General features: G+C 42.4%; 19 protein-coding genes and 4 pseudogenes. 16 read left to right on the top strand and 7 right to left on the bottom strand.

The window, feature by feature from the left end; all coding sequences use genetic code 11:
- The first annotated feature begins 47 nt into the window (after positions 1 to 47).
- The 7 genes from RMX89_RS13360 to RMX89_RS13330 all read left to right on the top strand — a co-directional run bounded on the left by RMX89_RS13360 (position 48) and on the right by RMX89_RS13330 (position 6,179).
- Positions 48 to 953, top strand: coding sequence for an alpha/beta hydrolase (locus tag RMX89_RS13360; protein WP_322674594.1), 906 nt, complete (start codon positions 48 to 50; stop codon positions 951 to 953).
- Between the two features lie 339 nt (positions 954 to 1,292).
- On the top strand, positions 1,293 to 1,688 hold the full coding sequence (locus RMX89_RS13355) for a DUF6130 family protein (protein ID WP_322689268.1): 396 nt from the start codon (positions 1,293 to 1,295) through the stop codon (positions 1,686 to 1,688).
- Between the two features lie 226 nt (positions 1,689 to 1,914).
- Complete coding sequence (locus RMX89_RS13350) at positions 1,915 to 2,454, top strand: nuclear transport factor 2 family protein (RefSeq protein ID WP_322689267.1); 540 nt, start codon at positions 1,915 to 1,917, stop codon at positions 2,452 to 2,454.
- Between the two features lie 52 nt (positions 2,455 to 2,506).
- Positions 2,507 to 2,911, top strand: coding sequence for a DUF302 domain-containing protein (locus tag RMX89_RS13345; protein WP_322689266.1), 405 nt, complete (start codon positions 2,507 to 2,509; stop codon positions 2,909 to 2,911).
- 242 nt (positions 2,912 to 3,153) lie between these two features.
- Entirely contained in the window at positions 3,154 to 3,645 is a 492-nt protein-coding gene (locus RMX89_RS13340; RefSeq protein WP_322685805.1) for a hypothetical protein, read from the top strand.
- A gap of 161 nt (positions 3,646 to 3,806) precedes the next feature.
- Positions 3,807 to 5,201, top strand: coding sequence for a mercuric reductase (locus RMX89_RS13335; RefSeq protein WP_322689265.1), 1,395 nt, complete (start codon positions 3,807 to 3,809; stop codon positions 5,199 to 5,201).
- A gap of 72 nt (positions 5,202 to 5,273) precedes the next feature.
- Positions 5,274 to 6,179 (top strand): malate dehydrogenase, encoded by a 906-nt coding sequence (locus RMX89_RS13330; RefSeq protein WP_322689264.1) that lies wholly within the window; start codon positions 5,274 to 5,276, stop codon positions 6,177 to 6,179.
- Positions 6,180 to 6,680: 501 nt separating this feature from the next.
- Here the strand turns inward: RMX89_RS13330 and tehA are convergent.
- The 3 genes and pseudogenes from tehA to gnd form a co-directional block, all read right to left on the bottom strand.
- A complete protein-coding gene (tehA, locus tag RMX89_RS13325; RefSeq protein ID WP_322689263.1) occupies positions 6,681 to 7,658 on the bottom strand; it encodes a dicarboxylate transporter/tellurite-resistance protein TehA in 978 nt (325 codons plus the stop codon).
- A 144-nt stretch (positions 7,659 to 7,802) separates the two neighbouring features.
- Positions 7,803 to 8,617 (bottom strand): annotated as a pseudogene (locus RMX89_RS13320) (class I fructose-bisphosphate aldolase).
- 119 nt (positions 8,618 to 8,736) lie between these two features.
- Complete coding sequence (gene gnd / locus RMX89_RS13315) at positions 8,737 to 9,765, bottom strand: phosphogluconate dehydrogenase (NAD(+)-dependent, decarboxylating) (RefSeq protein ID WP_322689262.1); 1,029 nt, start codon at positions 9,763 to 9,765, stop codon at positions 8,737 to 8,739.
- A 207-nt stretch (positions 9,766 to 9,972) separates the two neighbouring features.
- Here gnd and RMX89_RS13310 point away from each other — a divergent pair, with 207 nt between their 5' ends.
- Positions 9,973 to 11,160, top strand: coding sequence for an RNA-guided endonuclease TnpB family protein (locus RMX89_RS13310; protein ID WP_322689261.1), 1,188 nt, complete (start codon positions 9,973 to 9,975; stop codon positions 11,158 to 11,160).
- 259 nt (positions 11,161 to 11,419) lie between these two features.
- On the opposite strand, the gene RMX89_RS13305 is transcribed toward RMX89_RS13310, so the two are convergent.
- Together RMX89_RS13305 and RMX89_RS13300 are read right to left on the bottom strand one after the other, a co-directional pair.
- A complete protein-coding gene (locus tag RMX89_RS13305) occupies positions 11,420 to 12,709 on the bottom strand; it encodes an NAD(P)/FAD-dependent oxidoreductase (RefSeq protein WP_322689260.1) in 1,290 nt (429 codons plus the stop codon).
- 208 nt (positions 12,710 to 12,917) lie between these two features.
- Positions 12,918 to 13,127, bottom strand: coding sequence for a hypothetical protein (locus RMX89_RS13300; protein WP_322689259.1), 210 nt, complete (start codon positions 13,125 to 13,127; stop codon positions 12,918 to 12,920).
- A 773-nt stretch (positions 13,128 to 13,900) separates the two neighbouring features.
- Between RMX89_RS13300 and RMX89_RS13295 the strand changes: the two are divergent.
- The 8 genes and pseudogenes from RMX89_RS13295 to RMX89_RS34500 all read left to right on the top strand — a co-directional run.
- A pseudogene (locus RMX89_RS13295) lies at positions 13,901 to 14,023 on the top strand (IS630 family transposase); the annotation flags it as partial.
- A gap of 418 nt (positions 14,024 to 14,441) precedes the next feature.
- A complete protein-coding gene (locus tag RMX89_RS13290) occupies positions 14,442 to 16,115 on the top strand; it encodes an efflux RND transporter periplasmic adaptor subunit (protein WP_322689258.1) in 1,674 nt (557 codons plus the stop codon).
- Positions 16,116 to 16,165: 50 nt separating this feature from the next.
- Complete coding sequence (locus tag RMX89_RS13285) at positions 16,166 to 19,342, top strand: efflux RND transporter permease subunit (RefSeq protein WP_322689257.1); 3,177 nt, start codon at positions 16,166 to 16,168, stop codon at positions 19,340 to 19,342.
- A 166-nt stretch (positions 19,343 to 19,508) separates the two neighbouring features.
- Positions 19,509 to 19,625 (top strand): annotated as a pseudogene (locus RMX89_RS13280) (CemA family protein); the annotation flags it as partial.
- Positions 19,626 to 19,995: 370 nt separating this feature from the next.
- The gene (locus RMX89_RS13275; RefSeq protein ID WP_322689256.1) at positions 19,996 to 20,481 is read left to right on the top strand and encodes a hypothetical protein; all 486 of its coding nucleotides are present in this window, start codon (positions 19,996 to 19,998) and stop codon (positions 20,479 to 20,481) included.
- Positions 20,482 to 20,512: 31 nt separating this feature from the next.
- On the top strand, positions 20,513 to 21,250 hold the full coding sequence (rppA, locus tag RMX89_RS13270) for a two-component system response regulator RppA (RefSeq protein WP_322689255.1): 738 nt from the start codon (positions 20,513 to 20,515) through the stop codon (positions 21,248 to 21,250).
- Complete coding sequence (gene rppB, locus RMX89_RS13265; protein WP_322689254.1) at positions 21,228 to 22,625, top strand: two-component system sensor histidine kinase RppB; 1,398 nt, start codon at positions 21,228 to 21,230, stop codon at positions 22,623 to 22,625. The genes rppA and rppB overlap by 23 nt, the downstream gene beginning before the upstream one ends.
- Positions 22,626 to 22,879: 254 nt before the next feature.
- Positions 22,880 to 22,975, top strand: a pseudogene (locus tag RMX89_RS34500) (ATP-binding protein); the annotation flags it as partial.
- 214 nt (positions 22,976 to 23,189) lie between these two features.
- Here RMX89_RS34500 and RMX89_RS13255 read toward each other — a convergent pair.
- Together RMX89_RS13255 and RMX89_RS13250 are read right to left on the bottom strand one after the other, a co-directional pair.
- A complete protein-coding gene (locus RMX89_RS13255) occupies positions 23,190 to 25,226 on the bottom strand; it encodes an ABC transporter ATP-binding protein/permease (RefSeq protein WP_322689253.1) in 2,037 nt (678 codons plus the stop codon).
- 175 nt (positions 25,227 to 25,401) lie between these two features.
- Positions 25,402 to 26,247 (bottom strand): phytanoyl-CoA dioxygenase family protein, encoded by an 846-nt coding sequence (locus tag RMX89_RS13250; protein ID WP_322689252.1) that lies wholly within the window; start codon positions 26,245 to 26,247, stop codon positions 25,402 to 25,404.
- Positions 26,248 to 26,288: the final 41 nt, after the last annotated feature.

Genomic DNA, 26,288 nt, shown 5'->3' with positions numbered 1-26,288 from the left:
TTGCAGATGATCCACGTCTTTCTAAAGGGGTGAAGGCATTTTTGAAAGTGCTGAACTCAGGAGGTGTGCCTCTAGAGACATTACCTCCACTCGAAGCGCGTCAAGTTCTCGTAGATGCACAGGCTTCCGTTCCAGTAGACCTTTCAGGCATTGAAGAGTCTGAGAAGACAATTACTGCTGACGGTTATTCGATTACGCTCAACATCGTGCGACCGGAAGGTGTCAAAGGTACATTGCCTGTTTTCATCTTTATTCATGGTGGTGGTTGGGTGTTGGGTGATTATCCAACACACAAGCGGATGGTTCGCGATCTGGTTGTGCTTTCAGGGTTTGCAGGAGTCTTTGTCAACTATACGCGCACGCCAGATGCTCAGTACCCACAAGCGATCAATGAGATTTATGCTGCGACCAAATGGGTTGCCGAGCATGGTGAGGAGATTGGTGTAGATGGCAAGAATCTGGCAGTGGTCGGCAACAGTGTCGGCGGAAATATGACAGCTGTCACTGCTTTGAAGGCGAAAGAAAACGGAGGGCCACACATCAAGCTACACATCATGATGTGGCCAATCGTCGATGCCGATTTTGAAACGAATTCTTATCATCAATTCGGCGACAAACGATACCTAACCGTACCCACGATGAAGTGGATGTATGACCTGTACATCCCTGACCCAGAAAAGCGCAAAGACATCTACGCATCTCCCTTACAAGCGACGGTTGAGCAACTCAAAGGCTTGCCTCCAGCATTAATTGCGGTTGCAGAAAGCGATATTTTGCATGACGAAGGCACAGCCTACGGACGCAAGCTCGATGAAGCTGGGGTAGAGGTGACAACGGTGCAGTACAACGGCATGATTCATGACTTTGGACTGCTCAATGGTTTAGCCGAACTGCCAGAAGTCCGCTCTCTGTTTGTTCAAGCTGCTGCTGAATTGAAGAAACATCTGCAATAGGATGCGATCGATGTTTTTGGGGAAAAGAAAAGACGCTCTTCCATCGCTTTGCTGCTTACCGAGTTAGCGCAGGGGAAAAGGGTAAAGCGGAATGGCACTAAGTTAAGATACAGCCCTTGCTGTAACTGGTTCCCAGCCTCCAGGCTGGGAACCCATTCTGGGAGGCTCTGCCTCCTCTTTCTTGACGAGAGGCAGCAGCCCATTCTGAATACATTCCCAGTCTGAAGACTGGGAACGAGACTAAATAAGCCTTTGGGCTTTTCTTAGTACCATTCGACTCTGCGCCGTTTCACCTTTAAATGGATCGTAATACAAACTACTCTCAGGTAATTACCTGCTATGAACAGCCACATACCGAGCGCTAGGGACATTATTGGATCATCACCGTTGATTGCGATCGCAAACGAAGCACCACCCAAGCTGATTGTCGATCCACCGCTTCCCGAACCACTGGCACAGGGACGCGTCTTTATCCAGTACCGGACGGAGAATTTGCGCGTGTTGCCGGTGTTCGGCAAAGGTGCCCTCGAAGTATCGCCGCGCATCGGTCATATCCATATCACCGTTGACGATGCGCCGTGGCACTTTGTAGATTCCAGTGGGGAAACGATCATCCTAGTCGGACTAGAACCTGGCGTACACAAGGTGCTGATCGAACTAGCTGATCCCACGCACAAAGTAATCACTAGCGAAACTGTAGAGTTCACGCTGCCCGATTTTAAGAAATCATCATGAAAAAACTAGAGGGAAAAATCGCAGTTGTGACGGGGGCTTCTGCGGAAACGCTGCACATTGCGGGTGGTAGTCGTCGATCTGTATTAAACTGCTTTTGAGGTAATTCGGCCGGCACGTACTTACAGCAAAATTCAGAATCCAGAATTAAAACAGGATTCATACCTGACTTTGGGACTTAGTTTGTGTACTCCACCAACTTGAAATCTGCTGTAATTTTAATCTAATCATGCTGAGACGTTGGCAAAGCCTCTCGGAACGAGAATCGCCATCATATCACTTACATACTATGAACAACCCTGAAAATTCTCGACTACCCCTGCCGCCTTTTGATAATGAATCCGCTATCCAAAAAGTCCGAATTGCAGAGGATGCTTGGAACACACGTAACCCTGAACTAGTATCACTCGCTTACACCTCGGATAGCGTTTGGCGCAACCGTTCAGAATTTCTATCTGGTCGTGAGGCGATCGCACAATTCTTGACACGTAAGTGGCTTAAAGAATTGGACTACCGTCTGATAAAAGAGCTTTGGGCTTTTCAAGACAACCGCATTGCTGTCCGATTTGCTTACGAATGGCATGATGATGCTGGCAACTGGTTCCGTTCCTATGGCAATGAGAATTGGGAGTTTGACGAACATGGATTCATGCGATGGCGTATTGCCAGCATCAACGACCTGCCAATTCACCAAAGCGATCGCAAATACCACTGGATACTAGGTCGTCGTCCTGAAGAGCATCCAGGATTGTCAGACCTCAATCTTTGAAAAGCCCAACGACCATATCACCCAGTTTTTATTCTACAAGAAGTCCACTGCTATGAATGCAAACAACGGCATCATTAGCCAGCTCAGTCAATATTCAGTGCCTGTAACCATCGATCGATTAGAAGCCGTCCTTCAAATAAAAGGCATCACCATTTTTGCCCGTATCGATCAACAGGCTGAAGCCGAAAAAGTCGGACTAAGCCTGTGTCCTACACAGTTGTTGCTGTTTGGCAACCCGAAAGCCGGAACTTTCCTCATGGTGGCAGAACCAACGATCGCCCTGGATTTACCCCTGAAAGTACTGGCATGGGAAGCGACTGACGGCAAGGTTTGGGTGAGTTACAACAATCCTAATTACTTAAAACAGCGATTTTCTCTCTGTGATGAGTTGGTGAAAAATATCGCTATCATTGCACCTTTAATCAATCAAGCACTTAGTTCCGCCGATCGCAAATAAGTTGTAGAATTAGCACGCGATGGCGCAAAGCGCCTGCCCAAAGGGCGATCGCACATTAGCGTTTTTGAAACAGTATTTAGGCAGTGGTGTCAAAGTCTGAAATAGGGTGACTACTGCTAGATAATTCGCCCACCGCGATCGCCCTGATAACCAAGATATTCTGATTTTGAATCACTGGAAAAACGCTGCATATCGCGGGTAGTTTTTAAGAAAGAGAACGGTGAAAATCAACAAGAAAAACCATGAACATTAACAAGAATGACATCGCAGTAGTCGTCATCAATCCGCAAAACGATGTCTTGAACGAAAAAGGGGTTTCCTGGGATTTGGTAGGTAAGAATGTCAAACTCGTTAATTTTACAACACTCATGAAAACATTTGCGTTACTCCTGGCTCTACCAATAAGTATCTTAGCTAATTTTTCCTTAAGAGCTTCTGCTGATTCTACTGCTGGCATCGTCCTGAGTACGAAATGCCGAGGCGGCTACAACGTAAATATTTGGCAGAAGTATACGAACGGTGAACTGCTTTATCGCGCCACTAGTCCCAACGGTAATTTAAGTTTGGGCAAAGGAACTAGCCAAGCGACAGAAGGTGTTCGAGTGTATAAGTTTCGGAGTGGAATTTATCAATACTGGGTGTGGGATGGCACGTTGGATAACCCGCAGTCTGGAACTTTAGAGGTGTATAAAAACAACCGTATCTTGATGAAGCAAGCTTGTAGAAAAAGTTGAATCTTCTAGCAGGTGTTATGTACTTTTTGTCAACCCAGCTAGGGCAAGCATCTTGAGTTACGCTTGCCAAATACATTATCGCTGAAACCCTCTTAGTCAGTTTTTTCTGAAATTCATAACACCTTCTAGAAATCGTATTCACCTTATCAAACTCAAAGGATATGGAAGTGAACGCTCAACACTATGACGACATTATTATCGGCGGCGGCAAAGCGGGTAAAACACTTGCACCAGCGTTAGTCGCTGACGGACGAAAAACCGCTCTGGTTGAACGCAGCTTAAACATGATTGGTGGCGGGTGCATTAATATTGCCTGCATTCCTACTAAAACTATGGTGGCGAGTGCCAGTGTCGCAAACACAGTGCGAAAAAGTGCCGCTTATGGGGTTAAAACCAATACACCCATCGTTGATCTAGCAGAGGTAATCCAACGAAAACGAGCGGTTGTGCAATCTGCGCGTGAAATGAATTTGCACAATCTACAAACGGCTCTCGATCGCAACTTGATTATTGGCGAAGCAAGGTTTGTTGCTCCTAAAACAATTGAAGTAACGACGACTGAGGGGAATACTCACATACTTACTGCCGAACGCTTATTTATTAATACAGGCACACGACCGTTAATTCCAGCCATTCCCGGACTCACAGAAGTTGAGTTTTTAACAAGTGAGTCGATTATGGAGCTAGAATACCTGCCCGAACACCTGATCGTTCTCGGTAGTGGTTATATTGGTTTAGAGTTTGCCCAGATGTTTCGGCGCTTTGGCTCTGGCGTTACTGTCATTGGGCAAAATGAGCAAATCCTGTCACAGCAAGATCCAGATATAGCGATCGCAGTTCAAACATTACTGGAACAAGATGGTATTAAATTCTTGCTGAAGGCGAAGGTGTTGAAGATCGATCGCACTGGTAATGAAACCATCCTGCAAATCCAAGTTGGCGATCGTGAAATCACTCTCCAAGGGTCGCATTTGCTCGTCGCCGTTGGTCGTGCGCCCAATACCGAGAGCTTAAATTTAGCTGCTGCTGGTGTGGCAACCGATACACGGGGATTTATTCAAGTTAGCGATCGCCTAGAGACAAATGTACCCGGAATTTGGGCGTTAGGCGATATTAATGGCGGCCCACAATACACTCATATATCGCTCGATGATTATCGCATTATCAAAGCTAATTTAATTGATGGGGGCAACCGGAGTACAGGCGATCGATTGCTTCCATCGTGTCTATTCATCGAGCCAGAACTGGCTCATGTGGGTTTGACTGAAACTGAAGCACAGCAACAAGGATATGCCATCCGCGTGGCGAAAATCGATGCGTCAGCCGTTCCTAGAGCAAGAACACTCGGTCAAACCGATGGACTTCTGAAGGCGATCGTGGATGCAGATACAGGTCGGATTCTAGGGTGTTCTCTGTTGTGTCATGAAGCAGGTGAAGTGATTTCAACGGTGCAGATGGTGATGCAAGCTCAGATGCCCTACACCGTTCTACGCGATGGTATTTTGACTCATCCCACGATGACCGAAGGGTTAAATATATTGTTTTCCAAGTTGTAAAGAGACAGCAATTGTAGACCCAAGGACTTACCAAATAAACGACATTTCACTCTTGAAAAAAGTAGATATAGCATGATGAGTAAAACATCTAAAGTCGGTATTATTGGTGCAGGTAATGTAGGTGCAAACGTTGCAAATGCTTTAGTTTTACTCGGTAGATGTGTAAGGGTTGTCCTTTTTGACCGAACCTTATCAAAAGCTGAAGGACAAGTATGGGATATTGAAGACAGCATTCCCCTACTTAAAGAGATGGAGATTTTACCATCAAATCAGTATGAAGATTTAGCTGATTCAGATATCATTATTGTGACTGTTGGGGTACAGCCAAAACAAGGACAGACCAGATTAGATATATTGAACGACAATGCAGAGATTATGTGTTCGACAATCAAAGAATTGGATCGAGTTGCACCGAATTCAATCATAATTATTGTTAGCAATCCAGTGGATGTACTAACGCGGATTGCGATCGCTACTTCCACCAGAGCAGAAAACCTAATTTTCGGTTCCGGAACCGTTCTTGATACTGCTAGACTGAGATATCAACTTGGAAAGCAACTGAATGTTGCAAAACAAGACATTCATGCTTATGTGATTGGAGAGCATGGAGACAGTCAATTTGTCGTTTGGTCTAGTGCATTTATTGGAGGAATTCTGTTAACTGAATTTCCCATACCACAAGGTGCAACGCTAGAACAAATTCAGCAAGAGTACGCACAGTTAACTCGTAAACGAGGCCAGAACATTTTTGAACGCAAAGGAAATACAAGCTATGGTATATCAACAGTAGTTTGTCAGTTAGTTGATACCATCCTGCGAGATGAAAAGCAGATATTTCCAGTATCGGCCAGAGCAGATTCTAACTATGGAGTTGGCAGTGAAGTTGTTTTTGGACTTCCATGTATCATTGGCTCAAAAGGTATTGAGCGCCAACTGCTGTTATCAAGAAATGCTCATGAACAACGCTTATTAGAATAATCAGCCAACAAACTCAATGAAGCCCATAATTATTTGCATAATTAAAATCAAATTGGAACCCTATTAAACAACATATTTGCCATTATATTGAAACGCTTTTTAGTGAGACAATAAGTTATTTCCCTAAATCGATTTGTGCTTGTAATTTGCCAAGTTTTTTGCTGAAACTTCAAGTATTTATTTTAGCATTTACTCTCCAAAAAGCATTTATTTAATCAGCCAATTTTAATACATTAAAATGATTTAATGCTCTGACCTTAGCTTGACTCTAATTTCCGGTTGCCCATAACGCCACCGCTAGTTTTTCATGTGCATTTGTTTCAATCAATGGTCACGAAGTATTCAGAATTTTATAACCCGCAACTTGGGTTATCTAGTTGCGATCGGATTTCTACAGAAATATCAATTCGAGTTGAGTAAACGAACGATTTAGTGTCATTTTGCTTAGTTGTTGCAGCCATAAGTTCTACTTCCAATATGTTCTGGAAAAATGAATGATCGTTAGCTTAGTAATTTGCCCCGCAGCAAGAGCCACACTGTCCCTAGAGCAATACTGCCGATCGCAATATTTGCGCCAATGAATAGCAGTAGTGCCAATTCTTGCATCATTCCAGTCATGCCGCGTTCAACAAGGCGCAAGGATGCCAGCGACAAGGCAGCAATACCGAGGGTGAATGCCCAGTAGGAAGTTGTAAAGGGTTGTTGAAATAACCACGGTAGCAGCCGCAGTAGAATCAGTGCTTGCAACAGTCCATAGCCGAAGAGGAACTGGGCAAAGGCATCGGGCTGACCAGTGGTGATACTCAAATAAGCAACACAGCCAACGACAGGGGGGGCAAGTTGAATGCCCAGCGTTGGACGTAGTGGTTTAGGCAATGCTTCTAACAAGTAGAGGCGCTGCATAATCATCGACTCCAGTGCTAGCCACGAAAACAGCCCTCCTCCAAAAAACAACTGGCCCCACTCTTGATAACCGAGGGTACTAGCAACGATCGCACTGACAAAACTACCCGCGACTGTAGAGAGGTAGAGAATGGGTGTAATAATTTCTGGCTTACGTCCTCCCATCCATAGCTGACCGGAACGATACACGCCAAAGCTTAACTGACCAATTGCACCGACAACAAATAATGTGATGGCGATCGCATGAGAGTAGGGCGCGATCGCTAGCGCCACAAACATCGTAGACACAGGCACTAACCCGATAAAGCAACACAAAACAGGATGCTCAAATTCAGCTAAGGCATCTGCTCTCGCCCACAGCCATTTACCCACATAAAGCAGCAACAACACGAGCCAGATTGCAATTGTCAGCAACATAATTGCTTCGCTAATCCAGGTAGGCAAGTGCCAAAGTTTAGCAGCTACTCGCCAGCAACTACCTAATCCTGCCAAACCCAGAATCATGCCAAAAAAGGAAGCAGGAATGATGGCACGATAATCTTTCAATAGGGTAGGCTTTGGACGTGATTTTCTCATGATCTAGCTTTCCTGGCAGCAGCAGAGAGATGCAAGCGATGAAAAAAGTCAGGCATATTGGGGTGGGAAAGATTGCTTCAGGGTGAGGAGTCGGTTCGTAATAGAGACAAAAAACCCAATTTTTAGGCTGTTTTGATAGACAAATTAGGTCAGTGCAGGAGTGCGAATGGGTGCAGACTGTTCACTGTAAATATCCATGATTGTGTTGAGCAATCGCAGTGCATCTGGCTTGGAACGCTGGAAAGAATTGCGTCCGATAATCGAACCAAATCCATGTCCGGCATGAATGGCACGAACTTCATTGAGGAAAGCATCATCACTGTCGATCGGCCCACCCGAAAAAATGACAATCCGCCGTCCGTTAAAGGCACATTGCACCACATGATGCACTCGTTGAGATAATGTTGCGATCGGAATTTGCTCTTGCTCATACACCTTGCGGGCTGCATCCTGTTCAACGTGTTCGTTTGGTAGCTTCACCTTGATGATGTGAGCGCCCAATTGAGCCGCAATCTGAGCCGCATAGCCAATCACATCGATCGCTGTCTCACCCACTTTACTTAAACCCGATTCCCGCGCATAAGACCAAATCATCACGACCAATCCATGCCGCTTTGCTATCTCGGCACAGGCTCGAATCTGCTGATACATCTCAAACCGATGGGCTGAACCTGGATAGATAGTGAAGCCGATCCCCACGCATCCTCCACGCTGCCAGTGAGTGCTTGCGTTGGGTCTGACTCAGCTAGTAACACATCGCGATCGTTAGCTTTCAGAATTAGGGGAATTTCACCTGCAAATTCTCGCGCTCCCGCTTCCAAAAATCCTAACGGTGCGGCATAGGCATTGCATCCTGCTGCGATCGCTAACTCAAAATGATAGCGAGGATCGTAGGCTGGTGGATTGGGCGCAAAACTGCTAGCTGGCCCATGCTCAAAGCCTTGATCCACAGGCAGCATGACGACTTTGCCAGTTCCAGCTAGTTTGCCATGATTCAGCAACCGGGCTAAATTAGTCAACGTTCCGGGATTGTCGCTGCCATACCAACTGAGAATTTCTTTTATTCGATGAGTCATCGTCATGATTTTATCTCCGTCTGTTGTTCTACGTGTCCGCCAAACTGGAAACGCATGGCAGACAGTAGCTTATCCGCAAAATCATTTTCGCCGCGTGAGTTGAACCGTTGATACAGGGCTGCGCTGAGTACAGGAACGGGAGTGCCTTCGTCAATGGCAGCTGCGATCGTCCAGCGTCCTTCGCCTGAATCAGACACGCGCCCGCCAAAGCCTGATAGGTCTGGTTGTTCCAGGAGGGCGATCGCAGTTAGATCCAGTAGCCAGGAGGCAATTACACTGCCCCGTCGCCAAACTTCGGCAATATCGGGCAGATTCAAGTCATACTGATAGTGTTCAGGATTGCGGAGGGGGGTCGTTTCAGCATTAGCCACACGGTTCTGCTTACCCACATTGGCGTGATGCAAGATATTCAATCCTTCTGCGTAGGCTGCCATCAAGCCATATTCGATGCCATTATGCACCATCTTGACAAAATGCCCCGCCCCATTCGATCCGCAGTGCAGATAGCCTTCTTCAGCCGTACCGCCCACCTTTTCCCGTCCACCAGTACGCGGAATATCACCCCGTCCGGGAGCTAATGATTTAAAAATGGGATCGAGATACTGAACCACCATCTGAGATCCACCAATCATCATGCAATAACCCCGCTCCAAACCCCACACTCCGCCACTGGTTCCCACATCTAGGTAGTGAATGCCCTTTTGCATCAGATCGTTTGCCCGTCGAATATCGTCAATGTAGTAAGAGTTGCCCCCATCAATTAAGATGTCGCCGGAATCCAGTTTTGCAGCCAGTTCCTTCACCATCTGCTCGGTTGGTTCTCCGGCTGGCACCATCAACCAAATTGCACGAGGTTTATCGAGCTTCTGGACAAAATCATCCAAGCTGTAAGTGCCGATCGCCCCTTCTGATGCAAGCAGTTTCACTTTGTCAGGTGTGCGATTGAACACCACACATTCATGGTTGTTTTGCAGCAATCGCCGAACAATGTTCGCACCCATACGTCCCAGACCAATCACTCCCATCTGCATAATTTTTCTCCAATGTAATTCTCGTTTGCATACAGTCGGTTCTGATTAGAGATAAGATTCTGGTTCATCTAACACCCCCAGGAGACTTCCGCCACATCCGCAGGGATTGGCGGTGAGAGGAATCGGGACGAGCGACGAGTGAGTAATTAAACTTTGGGACATAGCGGGTTGTGCGTATTTCACAGATTTAATGGTAAAATGTGAGGTATGGAAAAAGCCTACCGCTACCGTTTTTACCCAACCACCGAGCAAGAACAAATATTGCGCCGGACACTTGGTTGTGTGCGGTTGGTGTTTAACCGAGCCTTGGCAGCGAGAACCGAAGCTTGGTACGAGAGGCAAGAACGAGTTGACTACGTTCAAACTTCTGCTATGTTGACGCAGTGGAAAAAAGTTAATGACCTCCAGTTTTTGAATGAGGTTAGCTGTGTGCCACTGCAACAAGGATTGAGACATCTGCAAACAGCGTTAACCAACTTCTTTGCGGGCAGGACGAAATATCCCAACTTCAAAAAGAAGCGTAGCGGTGGTAGTGCAGAGTTTACCAAATCTGCTTTCCGGTGGAAGGATGGACAAGTCTATTTGGCAAAGTGTTCTGAACCATTGCCAATTAAATGGTCTAGGCATCTGCCCAAGGGGTGTGAACCTAGCACTATCACGGTTAGGCTTGAGCCTTCTGGACGCTGGTTTGTCAGTTTGCGGATTGATGATCCGACCAATGAAACCATGCAACCAGTTGATAATGCTGTGGGGTTGGATGTTGGGGTGAGTAGCCTTGTTACCCTGAGTACGGGTGAAAAGATTGCTAACCCTAAAGCTTTTGATAAGCACTATCAAAAGTTGAGGAAAGCACAAAAGTCTTTGAGTCGCAAGCAGAAAGCCTCTCGCAATCGGGATAAGGCAAGACTCAAAGTAGCTCGTCTTCAAGCTAAAATTTCTGACTCTAGGAAAGACCATCTGCATAAACTGACAACTCGACTGATTCGTGAAAACCAAACGATAGTAGTTGAAGACTTGGCAGTTAAAAACATGGTCAAAAATCCCAAACTTGCCCGTGCTATCAGTGATGCTGCGTGGGGAGAATTGGTGAGACAACTGGAGTATAAAGCCAAGTGGTACGGTCGAACCTTGGTGAAAATAGACCGTTGGTTTCCCAGTTCTAAACGCTGTGGGAATTGTGGGCATATTGTTGATAAACTGCCCTTGAATATCAGAGAGTGGGACTGTCCCAACTGCGGAACACACCACGACCGAGACATCAACGCCAGTCGGAATATCTTGGCTGCTGGGCAAGCAGTTACAGTCTGTGGAGCGAACATAAGACCTGATGGGCATAAGTCTAAAGGGCAGTTGCAAAAAACCCGTAAGGGAAGGAAACAGAAACCTAAGTCGTGAGTCTTGGGAATCTCCCGCTAACAAGAGCGGTGTAGCGGGAGAGGATGTCAAGCCAATCGTTAAGATTCCACCAACCAATCGTTTTGTTGTTCGTGTCTTCATCAGAAAAATGTGTAGAAACGCCGTCATAAAGGACGGCTTTACATGGAATGTGGTAAAAAGTTTTTGCTTGGCGGTGGTGAGGAGGTTGTTCACTCTAATCCAGTGGCATACACAGCTAGATGAGCGATCGCTCTCGTTGTTCAACCGAAGAGAGAGGCTATTTTGCGGTGGTTTCTGGCTTCATCTTGGGTCTGCGATCGCGATAGAAAGTTTCTTCCCTTAGCCATTCTGTGGTTGCCTTAAAGTCATGCAGTGGGGTGGGCAGCATTTCCAAATACACTGCACTGCGAATTAGATCGCCAGGTTTGCCAGTTATCTGCACTTTGTCAAACAAGTTTGCTACCCCATTTCCTAAACCCAATTTCATTAGCGTACCCCGAGGACTCACATGGGCTGGGCTAGGGGATGCTCCTTTAGCAAGGGCAATCAAATTGTGAGCAATGCTCGCACCTTGCTGATATGCCACCTGGGCTAGAGCCGGTAAGGGTTGTGGCTGCACGTTGGCGCAATCGCCTGCGGCAAACACTTCTGGAAAATCCAGCAGTTGCAGAGTTGAGGTGACAAGCGGTAGCCCATGTTTATCCAAGCGATCTGCGGGAATTTGGGACTTGAGATTTTGGATGAGTGGGTTTACGGCTGTCCCGGCTGTCCAGATGGTGGTTTGAGTCAACAGCGTTTTTATCTCAGTGCTGTTGGCAGGTTGATACTCCAGGTGGTCTTGAGCAACCGCTTTCACCCCTACGCCTAGTATCAATTCAACAGGTACTGTTCGAGTTCTGAAAGCTTGGAGAGCCTCTTCCTGCAAACCCGCGTTGACATCGCCTGCGAGAATCGTCTTGCCATGATTGATTAAGACAATGCGAATCTGACGAATATCGCCGCCGAGTTGGGCGTACCAGTCGGGTAACAAATCTGCCAGGGTTGCTGCCATTTCTACCCCTGCCGGGCCTGCCCCAACGACAGCAAACGTGAGGAGCGATCGCCGTTGTGTTTCGTCATCCGTTTGGCTAGCACGTTGCAAGCATTCTCGTAACTGGCTCTCCAGAGCGATCGCATTCTCTTGTGTCCGAAATGCGAATGCGTTTTTTTGTGCGCCTTCTGTTCCTAAATAACCCTGAATGCTGCCAACAGCTAAGACCAAACGATCGTAGATATAATCTGAGCCAGAAGCTAACTTAAGACATTTTTCTTGCAGGTCGATCGCCACTACTTTGTCCTGTACAAAGTTGATATCACTGCCTTGCAGCAACTCTTTATAAGTCGGACAAACGACATCTTCTGACAATTCACCTGTCAATAGTTCATACAACATTGGCTTGAAAACAAACCGTTCTTGTGGATCGATCAAAACGATCGAGCGCAAGTCTTGTTGATGACGCAGATGCAACGCTGTAAAAAGACCTACGAAGCCTGCTCCGACAATCACTGTAGGGCGAGAAGAATTCATTTTAGGAAGTGGTTAATAAACAGCAGCAAGCAATTTAACCAACGGCTTAACTAGTTCAAACAAATTACCAGATGGGAAAAGCCTTCATTTGCACAGGCGGTTTCTGCTTTCACATGAGATGGAAAAATGTTCACAGTTTCGTATATATCTGACATAGATTTGACTCTAACTCTCGCTCAGTCAACGTTTCAATAGTAAGGATTTGGCTTTATTCCGGTTCTATGGCTCGAATTGCAATTGTTTCAGCGTGGTTGTTGCCATCAGCTTGAACAGGATTTGCGTGTTGAAGCAATCTAGCAACCTCTTGGGCTACAGCAGTGAGTGCATGATTAATAGGAGAATTTCCAAAAAAGTTACTCTGAGTTGGAACTTTGGAATACTCAAAATTATCTTCAACTGGTAATGGTATACGTGTCATAAAATTATCCTCAACGAAATATTGATTGAGATTACTGACTCAATTAGTAGACGATCTAAGCTGTTTGAAATACTGAGAAATTATTCTGTTGCCATTCGACCATGAATAAGAATCAATAACACAATTGATCTGACGATGACGTAAAGCTGATCGTGCTGTTACCAAAACGCGAACATTGATGCGAGCAATGTACACTTTTTTAGATATATCAGGCAGGAATTGGGAAATATCATGTCACGGTCAAAGCTCACTGATACTATATGTTCAGTATCAGCGTTGAGCATACAACCCTCTTCTTACTCTCTTTATGTCAAATAAACTGAAATATTGTAACTAAATTGCTCTCAATATTTGCCTGAATTAAATATATGCAATTAACTCTAACTTGTCGTCCACTTAAAGTTGAAACTTTTGTACAATACAATGATTGATGAATCAGCCCATATATCAATGTAAGGTTAGCTCCAACTAAGGTTGGAATCTAAATTCATACTAAAGTTCAGCACTTAGAGCTTGTCAAGAAACAACTTTTACATTTTAAGCTGTAGATGATAGACTCAAGCGATAGCTTGTTGGTATGGCAAAAAGTAGACATGGCAACCTTAGAGCCTGTCAAGAAACAACTTTTACAAGTCTTAGAGAATATTGAGGTTTGATGAGATAGTGTAATTCCATTCGCCATGAAATTCATGTGGTGTAATTTGCAAAGTTGCTATAGCAATCTGGAATCATTCATGAGAAAATACGGAAGAACTAGTAAGTAGTTTAAATGACTAAAAAGAGAATTTTACTTTTTTTGTCATTCTTTCTCTGTGGTCAAGGAGTTATTTGAGTTAGCAATCAATTGTCAAATTTTTGACTTCACTAAGCTGCATGAATATAGTGTTTTCTCATGAATGATTTAGGATTGATATATCTACATAAATCCAAAAGTCTCTATATTTTGTGTACTTTATACTTATTGAAAATCTGTAATGTTTAAAATATAAATATAGTTTAAATCTCATATAGTAATTTTATTTGATTGATCAGAAAAAACCTTTGAATACCTACAGGTACTTATTTTATGTTTACGTATTTTCTCAGGTTTTAATTTGGATTGCTATAGTTTTTTTTAATAGAGATCGCCATTAAAAATTTCACCCAAATTTCATATCGATATGAAACACTAAAAAAGGAGTACTATTCAAACTCCTTAAATTACTCACAAAAGCAATGTAACTAGCTAAAGAAAGCGGTAGTCCAAATTTGCACATTAAATGCCAACATCCAAAGGCGATTCTGCTTTCTCACTAACTTAGGACACAACAAGCTATGGGAATCTCTAATTTGTTTCAATCTTCTACTCCACTGCGTTATGTTTCATTGACAATGTTGATGTTACTACTAAGTACTCCTACTACTGTTTTAGCTGGTGGTGGTCATGACCACAGTGGCAGCAGTTCCTTTCAGGCAGGAGGCGAATCGACGGGTTCTGTGGAAGTCGATGCAGAAACCGCAAAACTGCTAGGAGTTAAGGTAGAACCAGTGCAACGCCAACGATTAGCTGTAGGTATTAAAACTACTGGGCAGATTGAAACTTTGCCTAGCCAGCAAGTAGAAGTCACCACCCCAATTCAAGGAGTAAAAGTAGTTGAACTGTTGGTAGAACCAGGCGCACTAGTAAAGAAAGGTCAACCCGTCGCCATTCTAACTAGTCCTGATTTAGTGGAACTGCGAGTTAACTCTCAGGAAAAACTGGCACAAGGACAGGCTGATTTACAGCAGGCTGAAGCTGACTTGAGGTTAGCACAACAAAACCGCGATCGCTATCAACAAATAGCCGACGCTGAAATCGCCCAAGCCCAAAGCCAAGTGGCATTTGCTCAAGAAAAGTATGAGAAAGATCGAGTGTTAGCTACTGAAGGTGCTTTGGCACGTCGCAACGCTCTAGAATCTCAAACCCAGCTAGCAGAAGCTAAAGCTAAACTAACTACAGCCAACAGCCGCCGCGATGTCATTGCGTCTGAAAATCAGCTAAAGCGCGCTCAGGCAGCAGTTAGTCTAGCAAAGTCAAATATTAGTCGCAGCAGTGCTATTTATGAAACGCGGCTGCTACAACTAGGAAACAGCGCTAATGCTAAAGGGCTAATTACAGTAACAGCTCCGATTTCCGGCAAGATTGTTGACAGGGAAGTTACTATCGGCCAATCGTTTGAGGACGCAGGTGGCAAGTTAATGACGATTGTAGATGATAGTCGGGTGTTTGCCACAGCAAATATTTATGAAAAAGATTTAGGCAAGGTAAGAACAGGTCAACCCTTAAGGATGAAGGTTGCTAGCGTACCTAATCAAACCTTTACAGGCAGAATTACACGAATTGGCTCAGTAGTGGCAGGAGAAACACGAGTAGTACCAGTACAAACCGAAATCAATAATGCCAGAGGACAGCTCAAACCCGGAATGTTTGCCGAACTTGAAGTTTTAACAGACCAGACATCTACAGCTACTTTGGTAATTCCCAATTCTGCTGTAGTGGATGCAAATAATAAGAAATTGGTTTATGTGCGAAACGGTAATGCTTTCCAATCGGTTGAAGTTGGGTTAGGACAAACCTCTGGAGATTTAATTGAGATTAAAAGTGGTTTATTTGAGGGAGATTCAGTAGTTACTCAACGTGCGCCACAACTTTATGCACAATCGTTGAAGGGTGGTAGTAAAGAAGAAAATCACGAAGAAGGTGATTCCCACTCTGAAGAAACCGAAGCTAAACCTAACACTTTACCAATACCCTTATGGTTGCTAGGTGCAGGGGGAGGATTAGGCATTGCTATCGTAGCTTTCATGGGGGGTAGCTTCTGGTCTAGCCGTCGTATCCGTTCCGGTCTAGTACCAGTAAATGATGGTTTTAATTATGAAACCGAGGTTTATATCGATAACCACAAACAACCAACTGCCTCTATTTCTACCGAAGAATATGAAAAATCACATCGTTCAGATAGTCATTAACATTTCACGAAAACAAAACCAAAAATTAGCAATCAACAATTTAATAAATAATGATTAGTGCAGTCGCTAAATGGGTAATTGCTCGACGCTGGTTAGTAGTAATTGCAGCATTTATTTCCACAGCAATCATATTATTTAATACCATCCCGCAAATGCCGCTGGATGTTTTTCCCAACTTCGCACCTCCCCAGATCGAAATTGAAACAGAAGCTCCCGGACTTGCTCCTGAAGAAATAGAATCTTTGGTGACATTACCAATTGAAAGCTCAATCAACGGTACACCAGGGATTAACTCAGTTCGTTCTTCCTCCTCAGCAGGACTATCTGTAGTCAGAGTCGTTTTTGGCTGGGGAACAGATATCTATCAAGCCCGCCAGTTGATACAAGAACGACTGCAACAAGCAGCGAATAAGCTACCCGAAGGAATTGAAACACCTAGACTTGCTCCGATTAGTTCGCCTATCGGCACTGTATTAAAATATGCTTTCACAGTAGAAAATGAGGGAGAAAACCAAAACCTCAAATCCACAATCGATTTGATGGAAGTACGCCGCATCATTGATTGGCAAGTGACAAACCGCCTTTTAGGAGTCCCTGGCGTTAGTCAAGTGTTAGTGTATGGCGGTGATGTGCGTCAGTATCAAGTATTAGTAGATCCGAACAAACTCAGAGCTTTTAATGTATCCTTACAGCAAGTATCTGAAGCAGTACAGGGAGCAAATGTCAATGCTCCTGGTGGCTTTTTAATCACACCTGATAAGCAAACTTTGATTCGGGGAATAGGGCGAATTGAATCCCTGAACGATTTAAAACAATCTGTAATTGTTGCCCGTCAAGGAACGCCTGTGCGGTTGGGAGATGTTGCCGACATTCAAATTGGCGGTGCGATTAAAATTGGCGATGGTAGCTTAAATGGCAAAGATGCTGTAGTGGTGATGGTAAATAAACAACCCCTAGCTGATACTCCTACCGTTACCCATGCCATTGAAACTGCAATGACAGAGTTGCAAGCAGGTTTACCGAAAGGAGTAAAGGTAACACAAACCTTCCGTCAAGCAGATTATATTGATGCTTCAGTAGAAAATGTCAGATCCGCCTTGATGGAAGGTAGTATTATTGCCGCAATTATCCTCATTCCTTTTTTGATGAATTGGCGGACTCTGGGAGTTGTGCTGTTGAATTTTGCCCTAACTTTTATATTTTCATTGCAAGTATTATCTTTTTTGGGTTTAGGGCTAAATACAATGACTTTGGGAGGATTAGCCGTAGCCATTGGGACAGCGATTGATGATGCGATTGTCTATGCGGAAAATATTGTTCGTCTATTGCGACAAAATAAGTCCTCTTCCAAACCTCGTCCAATATTAGAAATTGTTTTTGCAGGAGTACAGGAAGTCCAGGAATCTCTAATTGGGGCAACTTTAATTACGATTGTTGTTTTTTCTCCAGTATTTGCCCTCGCAGGTGTAGAAGGTCGAATTTTTGGCCCAATGGGCATAACTTATCTAGTAGTGGTCATGGTTTCCAGTTTAGAATCATTACTGATAAGTCCGGCATTGTGTGCGATTTTACTTCCACAGGAAAAAATGCCGTTAAAAGAACCATTAATACCCCGAATTTTCAAGCGGTTATATTATCCTTGTTTAGATTTTGCTATCCACAGTCCCGTGATGATTATCTCTGTGGCTGTGGCGGGAATGGTAGCGGCAATAGTGATTTTTCCAGCTTTAGGACGGGCTTTTTTACCAGAGTTTCAAGAAACAACTTTGGTCAATACTTTAGCTCTTTATCCAGGCTCATCTTTAGAAGCTACTAACAGTGCCGCCTTTGTATTGGAGACTAAACTAAAAGATGATTCCAGATTAAAATATGTGCAATTACGGGCAGGACGCGCCCCTAATGACCCAGATGCAGCACCCGTAAATCTCGCTCACGTCGATATTGGCTTGAGCGACCAAGCAATGGAGAAACGTCAAGAAACAGTAGAATGGTTGCGAAAAGAATTTAATCAAGTACCGGGTGCAGCTGCCAATATTGGTGGATTTATTTCCCACAGAATTGATGAAATATTATCCGGGGTCAGAAGTCAAATCGCTGTGAAAATATTTGGCTCAGATTTAGAAGAACTCCGCCGAATTGGTAAACAAGTTGAAGGTGTAATGTCATCTGTTTCTGGACTGGTGGATTTACAATTAGAACCGCAAGTTCCCATCGAACAGATGCAAATAAAATTTGACCGCGTTGCTGCATCACGTTATGGTTTAACTGTTGGGAAACTATCTGAAATAATTGAAACTGCGCTCAATGGCAAAGTGGTATCGCAAGTTTTGGAGCAGCAACAAAGTTTTGATTTAGTGGTGTGGTTACAACCACAATACCGGAATAATTTACAAACAATTGAAAATTTATTAGTTGATATCCCTTCTGTTGGGGGAGATGCAGAGGCAAATAAAATTCCTTTAGCTAAGGTGGCTAAAGTGACTTATGGTACTGGCCCTAATACTATTAACCGGGAAAATGTCTCTCGTCTAATTGTAGTATCTGCGAATGCTCAAGGTAGAGATTTGCGATCGCTAGTCAATGAAATTCAAAACAAAGTCAAGGCACAAGTGCAATTGCCCTCTGGTTACTTTATTCAATATGGGGGTCAATTTGAAGCCGAAGAAAGAGCCTCACAAAATATTTTGATTTTCAGTGGCATTTCCTTCGTAGTAATTACGGTATTAATGTATCTTTCTGTCAAATCTATTGCTTCTACAGCAATGATTATGATTAACTTGCCCATCGCTTTAGTCGGGGGTGTAATTGCTGTAGCATTAACAGGAGGCGTTGTCTCAGTTGCTTCCTTAGTAGGTTTTGTGACTTTATTTGGTGTAGCTACTCGCAACGGACTGCTTTTAGTAGACAATTACATAACTAAATTTGATAGCGGAATGTTGTTAAAGGAAATCCTTCTAGCCGGGTCAATGGAGCGACTCAATGCTATTTTGATGACATCATTTACTTCGGCTTTGGGATTAGTACCATTAGTCATTGCAGTAGGGCCAGGTAAAGAAGTTTTGCAACCACTTTCGATAGTAGTTTTGGGTGGTTTGTTTACTTCTACAGCTTTAACCTTGATAGTTTTACCAGCTTTATATTCTAAATTTGGCAAATTTTTATTGCCTCAGAAAAATCCAGCCTTTGTGGAGGATGGAAAAGTTACTAATTCTGTTTTAGAAAATTAATTTTCTCTATTCAAGTCCTTTTAAAATTTTTACATTACCATTGTGTACTTTCTGAAAAAGCAGCAGGTGAGTATAAAGTTGCTATTCTGTCTGATATCAATGCTGAAAAGGTGAACGGTCGCTTTACCTTTAAACGATAATTAACAGCAAGTGGTAGCAATAATCTTTAGTTATTGATACTGTCCCAGTAGTCATGGATACAGTTTTTAAATATTGGATATTCCGCTACCTCAATCGCAGTTCTCCTTCATCTGTTGCCACTTCCCATAACATGAATGAATAATTTTTATAAATATATCTAATTTTCTACAAATACAAAAAATACTATATTTATGTCAACTTGTAACATAATGACAACAACTTTAAATACTAATATTTTGCTTCTTCAACTGTTTGTCAATATCGTTATACTCTAAAAATGAAGTTAGAGAGAGCTTTGAATCTATAACCAGACTACAAAAAAGTATACGTTTACGAAACCGTTACGGCTCCATCAAAGATCCTTATTTATTTTTATTTTTAAAAAATTCCTTGAAATAGCTAAAATTTCACCCAAATTTCATCTCACTTTGTCAAGCTATTAAGAGGTAACATCTTTCCCCGAAGATGATTCTGATAATTAATGGATATAGTGAGGTAATCATCAGAGCGTAATGAATAGGAAATTGATACACACTACGATTTTAGCCTTAAGTATGGCAGTTTTAGTTCCAGCTACTTATGCAAATTCTACATCACAATCTAGTAACTTTCCTCACGTTATTAGCTTAGGGGAATCTCCTCAAGGTATTCGCCACTGGAGAATTCTCAGACATACTTTAAAAATAGCAGTTCCCCAAAACAGCAAGGCTATTTCTCAGCTAATAATCGAAGCTCCAGCTAACATTGTTCTTAGAGAAAGTATTGATGTGTCCGAGGAATATGGTAAAGAAATTGCGGCAAAAGTTTCTATTCAAGGCAAAAAAGGTACGCTAGAGTTTGCTGAGTCAGTCGCTCCTGGAACTATCATCATCGTAGAAATGAAGAATGTTAAAAAAACAGCAATGACCACTGGTGATAAGTTCTACAAGATATCTACAATTCTCACTGGTATGAATGTAGAGTTACCAATTGGTGTCGCTCAATTGCGTGTAATTTAATGAACAAATTGCTAAGATACATCTCTTGATTATGAAAGTTTTGCTAGTGGAAGATGAGCCAGATTTGGGTGCATCGATTCAGCGAAAGTTGAGTAAAGAAAGATATATTGTTGACTGGGTTTTGGATGGAAATGAAGCCTGGATTTATCTAGAACATGATTGGACTCAATATACACTGGCAATTTTTGATTGGTTGCTGCCGGGAATGTCAGGTTTAGAACTGTGCAAGCGTTTAAGGGATCGGGGCAACGCTTTACCAGTGCTAATGTTAACCGCTAAAGATAGCATGGCAGATAAGGTTGCTGGACTAGACGCAGGGGCTGATGACTATCTGATTAAGCCGTTTGGCATGGCAGAACTACTGGCACGGTTGCGGGCTTTGCAAAGGCGAGCTTCCTTTGGAGGTGCAACACTTACACCCCAGTTCCAGCCTTTACAATTGCACGTTGGTGGCCTTATCCTAGATTGCGGTAATTGTACAGTTTCTCGTCAGTATCCTAATGGGGAAAATAAGATAATTTATTTAACAAAAAAGGAATTTCAATTATTAGAGTACTTGATGAAACGTCCTAATACAGTTATTACTCGCGACCAGATTTTGAATCATCTGTATGCTTTTAGTGCAGAACGCGTTAGTAATGTAGTAGCAGCTCAAATCCGACTTTTGCGACGCAAATTATCGGAGTATGGTTGTGATGGGCTAATCGAAACAATCCCTAGTATGGGCTATCGTTTCAATCCTGGCAATGCAAATTCGACTATTTCGTAAGACTCGCTGGCAATTGGCTACCTGGTATGCGGTAGTTATGGCTTTAATTCTGTCCTTATGCGGTTTCGTGGTTTATGAGGTAATTATTGATGCTTATGTGGTTTCTATCAACCGGGAACTGGAATCGGTAGCGGGTACACTTCATGATGTAATTGAACCAAATTTGAAACAACCTGGTATTACAGAGCCAGTTTTTCGGCAGGTTTTACCGAATATTTGTTTAGCCCAGTCCAGTTGTTCTACCCAAAAAATTCTGCGCCACGGTAAAACCACCCCTGATGAACACGGTATTTTTAGTCCTGTATACAAAGATAAGCAATATTACATCCGTTTTGTCGATGGTTCAGGACGGTTAATTGCAGTGGCAGGTTTCCAAGCGGATGAATTGCCACCGACTGTGCTTCCCCAAGTTTGGCAAACACTCAAAGACTTACAAGGTAATCGTTACAGTCAAAAGTCTTTACTGCTGCACACTCAAGATAATCAATATTGGGGCTATATTCAGGTAGGGCGCAGTTTAAATGACCTTGATAATCGTCTCGCGGCTTTGAAAGTAATTTTGGCGCTAGGATTGCCAATTACGGTATTGTTAGTTGGTGGTTCTAGTTGGTGGCTGGCAGGGTTAGCAATGCGACCAATTGACTCTTCGTATAAACAAATGCAACAGTTTACGTCTGATGCCTCTCATGAGTTGCGTACTCCTCTAGCAGCGATTAATGCAACGGTAGAAACTTTATTTGATATGGAGTATCTATCTGAGGAAGCGCGAGATATTTTGGCATCTATTCAACGTCAAAATTATCGACTAGCTGAATTAGTTCAGGATATGCTGTTACTGTCTCGATTGGAACAGCAAACGCAGGCGACACAACAAATACATTGCTGTTTGAATATTTTGATTAATGACCTCTTGGAAGAATTTTCAGCGTTAGCGGCTGCGGCTTCTTTGCAGCTAACATCTTTGGTGTTATGTCAAGAGCTTTTATACGTAATGGGAGATGAAGACCAACTGTTACGTGTACTTTCTAATCTAATTGCCAATGCTATTCAATACACCCCTGCTGGCGGTTATGTAACTGTCATCCTCAAACGCACCAACGGTCATGCTGTAATTGAAGTTCAAGATACAGGTATTGGCATTGCATCGCACGAGCAAAAGTGGATTTTTGACCGTTTTTATCGAGTGAACAGCGATCGCTCACGTCGTACTGGTGGATCTGGATTGGGATTAGCGATCGCGCAAGCAATTGTTCAGGCTCATGGAGGTAGTATACAGGTGCAAAGCCAAGTTGGTAAAGGTAGCTCCTTTATCGTTCACTTACCCTTGACAGAAAAACAGAAGCAACTGACCTGTCTATCAACAGATGAAAATTGAATACCCTCCTAAAAAAAGTTAAGTTTGACAACTTGTCTTTTGACGTAGGCTATAGCTTGTGTGAAAGTTCCAAATAAAATGCCATATCTATTAAAAATCTTTAATATTTAGATGCGTTCGCCCTGTAATGATAGCAGACACTAATTTTATCCTTAGTGATGCTAAATTTTCATCATCTTATTAATCCTTCAGACTTAAATTATTAGATTTCTCGTTACTTAAATCGCAGTTTTTTTCAGGCTTGGTTACTTAATGCTGTAATTAAAGTTCAAGATACAGGTATTGAAATTCCACAACACGAACTTAAGCGAATTTTCGATCGTTTTTATCGGGTGAGTAGTGTCAGGAGCGATCGCCTCATACCAACCACAAGATTTTCTCTGGGCTGGGTGTTGGGGGTAGGGTGTCGGGTGTCGGGAAAAATCAAGAAAAGTAAATATGAGTGGGGATACAAATAAATTTCTGACTCACTACACCCACTCAGCCACACCCCACACCTAAAAGCCTGATATATAATGGGTTTGCCGTTATCAAGCGTGCCATTCGACTCTTATCCAGTCCGCTTTATAACTTTTTTGTCACCCCTTCAACCCATTTCCACACCTTTAAGTCTTTGTCATAGTGGCAGGTCAAGCCGTCCCTAGTAGTGATAGACTCACCTTTACTTGCCTTACTTCTAATCGTCTTAATGGAATAGAAGGTTAAGTCAGTCATTTCTTTATGAGAAAGTCCTATACTTTTAGCTTTTTGAGTCAATATTTCTGATTGATTTTGGGATTCATTGTTAGGCAAACTGTCTATAGTAATGCGAGTATTTTCAGTAGAGTTCTGGATAATTGTTTTTTGATTTTGATAATCTTGCACCGTCAAAAGTTGCCAACTGGAATCTTGTGAAAGTTCCAGAACCCAATGATGATAATTAAATAGACTTTCTCTATGCCCAACGCTAATAAACGTTGTTTTTGTTGCTTGTAATTGTTGATATAAACTTCCTTCATTTTTTAAATCCAAAGCACTTGTTGCTTCATCTAATATGGTGAACCTTGGATGAGTCACTAACAGGCGTGCGAAAGCAAGGCGTTGTTGCTCTCCCAGCGATAATATATTTTCCCAAGGAACTTCAGTATCAAAACCTTCAACTCGACTTAACAAGTTTTGCAGGTTTACTTGTTGCAAAACTTCTTTGAGTTCTGCGTCGGTCATTTGACGATTAGTTTTAGGATAGAGTAACTGTTGGCGCAAAGTTCCCAAAATGATATAAGGACGCTGGGGTAGGAATAAGACTTCTTTTAGGGAAGGACGCACTAGACGACCAGTTCCTGCGTTCCATAAACCTGCGATCGCTCTCAACAGAGAACTCTTTCCTCGACCACTCGGCCCTACAATTAATAAACCTTCTCCAGGCTGAACGTTTAATGACAAGTCTTCGACGATTACCTGCTCATAGTTTGGTGTTTGTAAGGTGACATGCTCAAAAGCGAAATGATTCTCTTCTATTGTTTTAATAGTACTGACATTCTCTGGTTCTTTAGTTACTGCTTCTAAGGCATCTGAGAACTCAGATAAACGCTCAACATAACTAGAAAATCGCCCAGAAACGCCAAATTCAGCGATTAATTCTTCCACAGCACTAGCAAACATATAGCAAGCTGTAGTAGCTTGTCCAATTTCTCCAAAATCCATATCACCTCTAATAAATAAAGGTGCGAGTACTAAAAGCGTAAAAAATTCAATTCCAGCACGGTATCCTCTGTTAAAAATTGCTTGATTTCTCTCCCAATTAATTTTTTGTTTAGCATTTTTTATCAGATTAATAAATCGGCGTTGAATTATATTCAGTTCCTGTTCTTCTCCTTGAAAAAAAGCTATCGACTCAGCATGATTGCGCACATGAGTTAGACAATAATTATAATTAGCTTTAGATTCGATTTCTGCTTGATTAATATTAATCAATTCTTGATTTAAGTAAACAGCAATTAAATTGCCTATAACTGTATAGATAATTAAAACAACAGCTATTTGTTGAGAAATTGTCCAGACAATTATTATAAAAGTCATCATTTCCAGTATTTTTTCTAGAAAAATAGCTGAAAAACTGAGGGCACTACTGGTAATTGGTTCAATTTCTTGAGCTAAACGTTGATCTGGATTATCAATATCGACTTTAAAGTTAATTTTGTAATAAGCACGATTGTGCAAATATTTATTTAAAATATGCTTATTAAGCCATTGATACCAATCAATAGCAATTTGGTTTCTAATAAATTTAGAAAATCCTATTGAAAGCGTTATCAATACAAGTCCAACACCATATATTAAGAGAATATCAATAAATTTAGAATAGTCTTTTTCTTGAATAATAACATCAACTAAATAGCGGTGAACAAAACTATTAAAAGTATTTGCACCTACAACGGCAATTATTAGTAATATTAGGAGAATGAGCATTCCCCAGGCACGAATAACATCTGAAAAAGCTCTTTCTCCTGGCTTTGTTGGATACCAGTAAGGGCCAGCGATCGCTTTTACATCTTCCCAAAATTGAATAAAATCTGAGAAAGCATTTTTTGAGGGTTTAGCTTGAATAACTTGGGGTGCCATATTTTATAAATAAGCTGCAATCTTTAAGTTAACTTTAATGCTTTTTAGTGTTGAATAATCAGTAATCACTACCGTAGAAAATCTCCTTCATAAATATTTGAGTAGTTTCCCCCCTTTGGGGGCTAGAGGGGATCGTAACACTTTGAAAACATCCTCTAGCCTCTCGTCTTGTAGGTTAAATCAGAACTTTGTCGCATAGAAGCTTTAGTGGTGTGTGGTCGCGGCTTACTAAAAATTCTGGTCTGGGTTGCCCTTTGAAGGTTGGTATATTATTGATACTGTTATAAGTAATAATCAACAGCCTGCGATCGTAGGGAGAAATATTAGGTGCTGATCCGTGGACTAAATTACAGTGAAAGAAGAGGACAGAGCCTGAAGGGCCTTTTGGTGCAACAATACCTTTTTCATCAGCTAGTTTGGCGATCGTTTCTTTATCGAGGGAATACTTGAGAGCCGCACTTACATTAGATTTCCAGTCTTTTTCTTGACCATTAACTTCAGATGATTTTATTTGTCCCAAGTGGAAAAGGCTCTCTTTATGAGAACCTGGAATGAAATAGACAGGCCCATTAAACTCATTACATTCATCTAAGAAAACTGCAACATTCAAGGCTTTTGGAGATGGCATTCCATCTTCTTCATCCCAAAATACAAAGTCTTGATGCCACGGCCATAAATCTCCGCCAAAAGCTGCTTTAAAGTTGATTTTAAATTGGTAAACATATACATTGTTATTGAGAATTTCACAAGCAGATTTTAAAAGACTAGGGTGACGAGTTAAGGCATTAAAAGTCTCTGAATCGAGGTGGCATCCATGAAGGGCACGCACTGTTGTGTTGTCTTTTTCTAATATCCGCCCTGGCGTATCTTTTACTATCAAATCTTCAACAGCAACGTGCATTGCCTCAACTTCTTTTTGAGAGAAAAGCTCTGGGATAAATAATAGCCCATTCTCTCTATAATCCTTTATTTGCTCTGCTGTTAATGTTACGGTTTTTTCGATTGGATTGGTGTATAACATAACTATTGTTTTGATAGTGTAAATTAACTAAGGAAATTGAA

It is taken from the genome of Nostoc sp. DedSLP04, assembly GCF_034530775.1.
Taxonomy (GTDB): Bacteria; Cyanobacteriota; Cyanobacteriia; order Cyanobacteriales; family Nostocaceae; genus Nostoc.
This window is presented reverse-complemented; position numbering and strand designations above follow the sequence as displayed.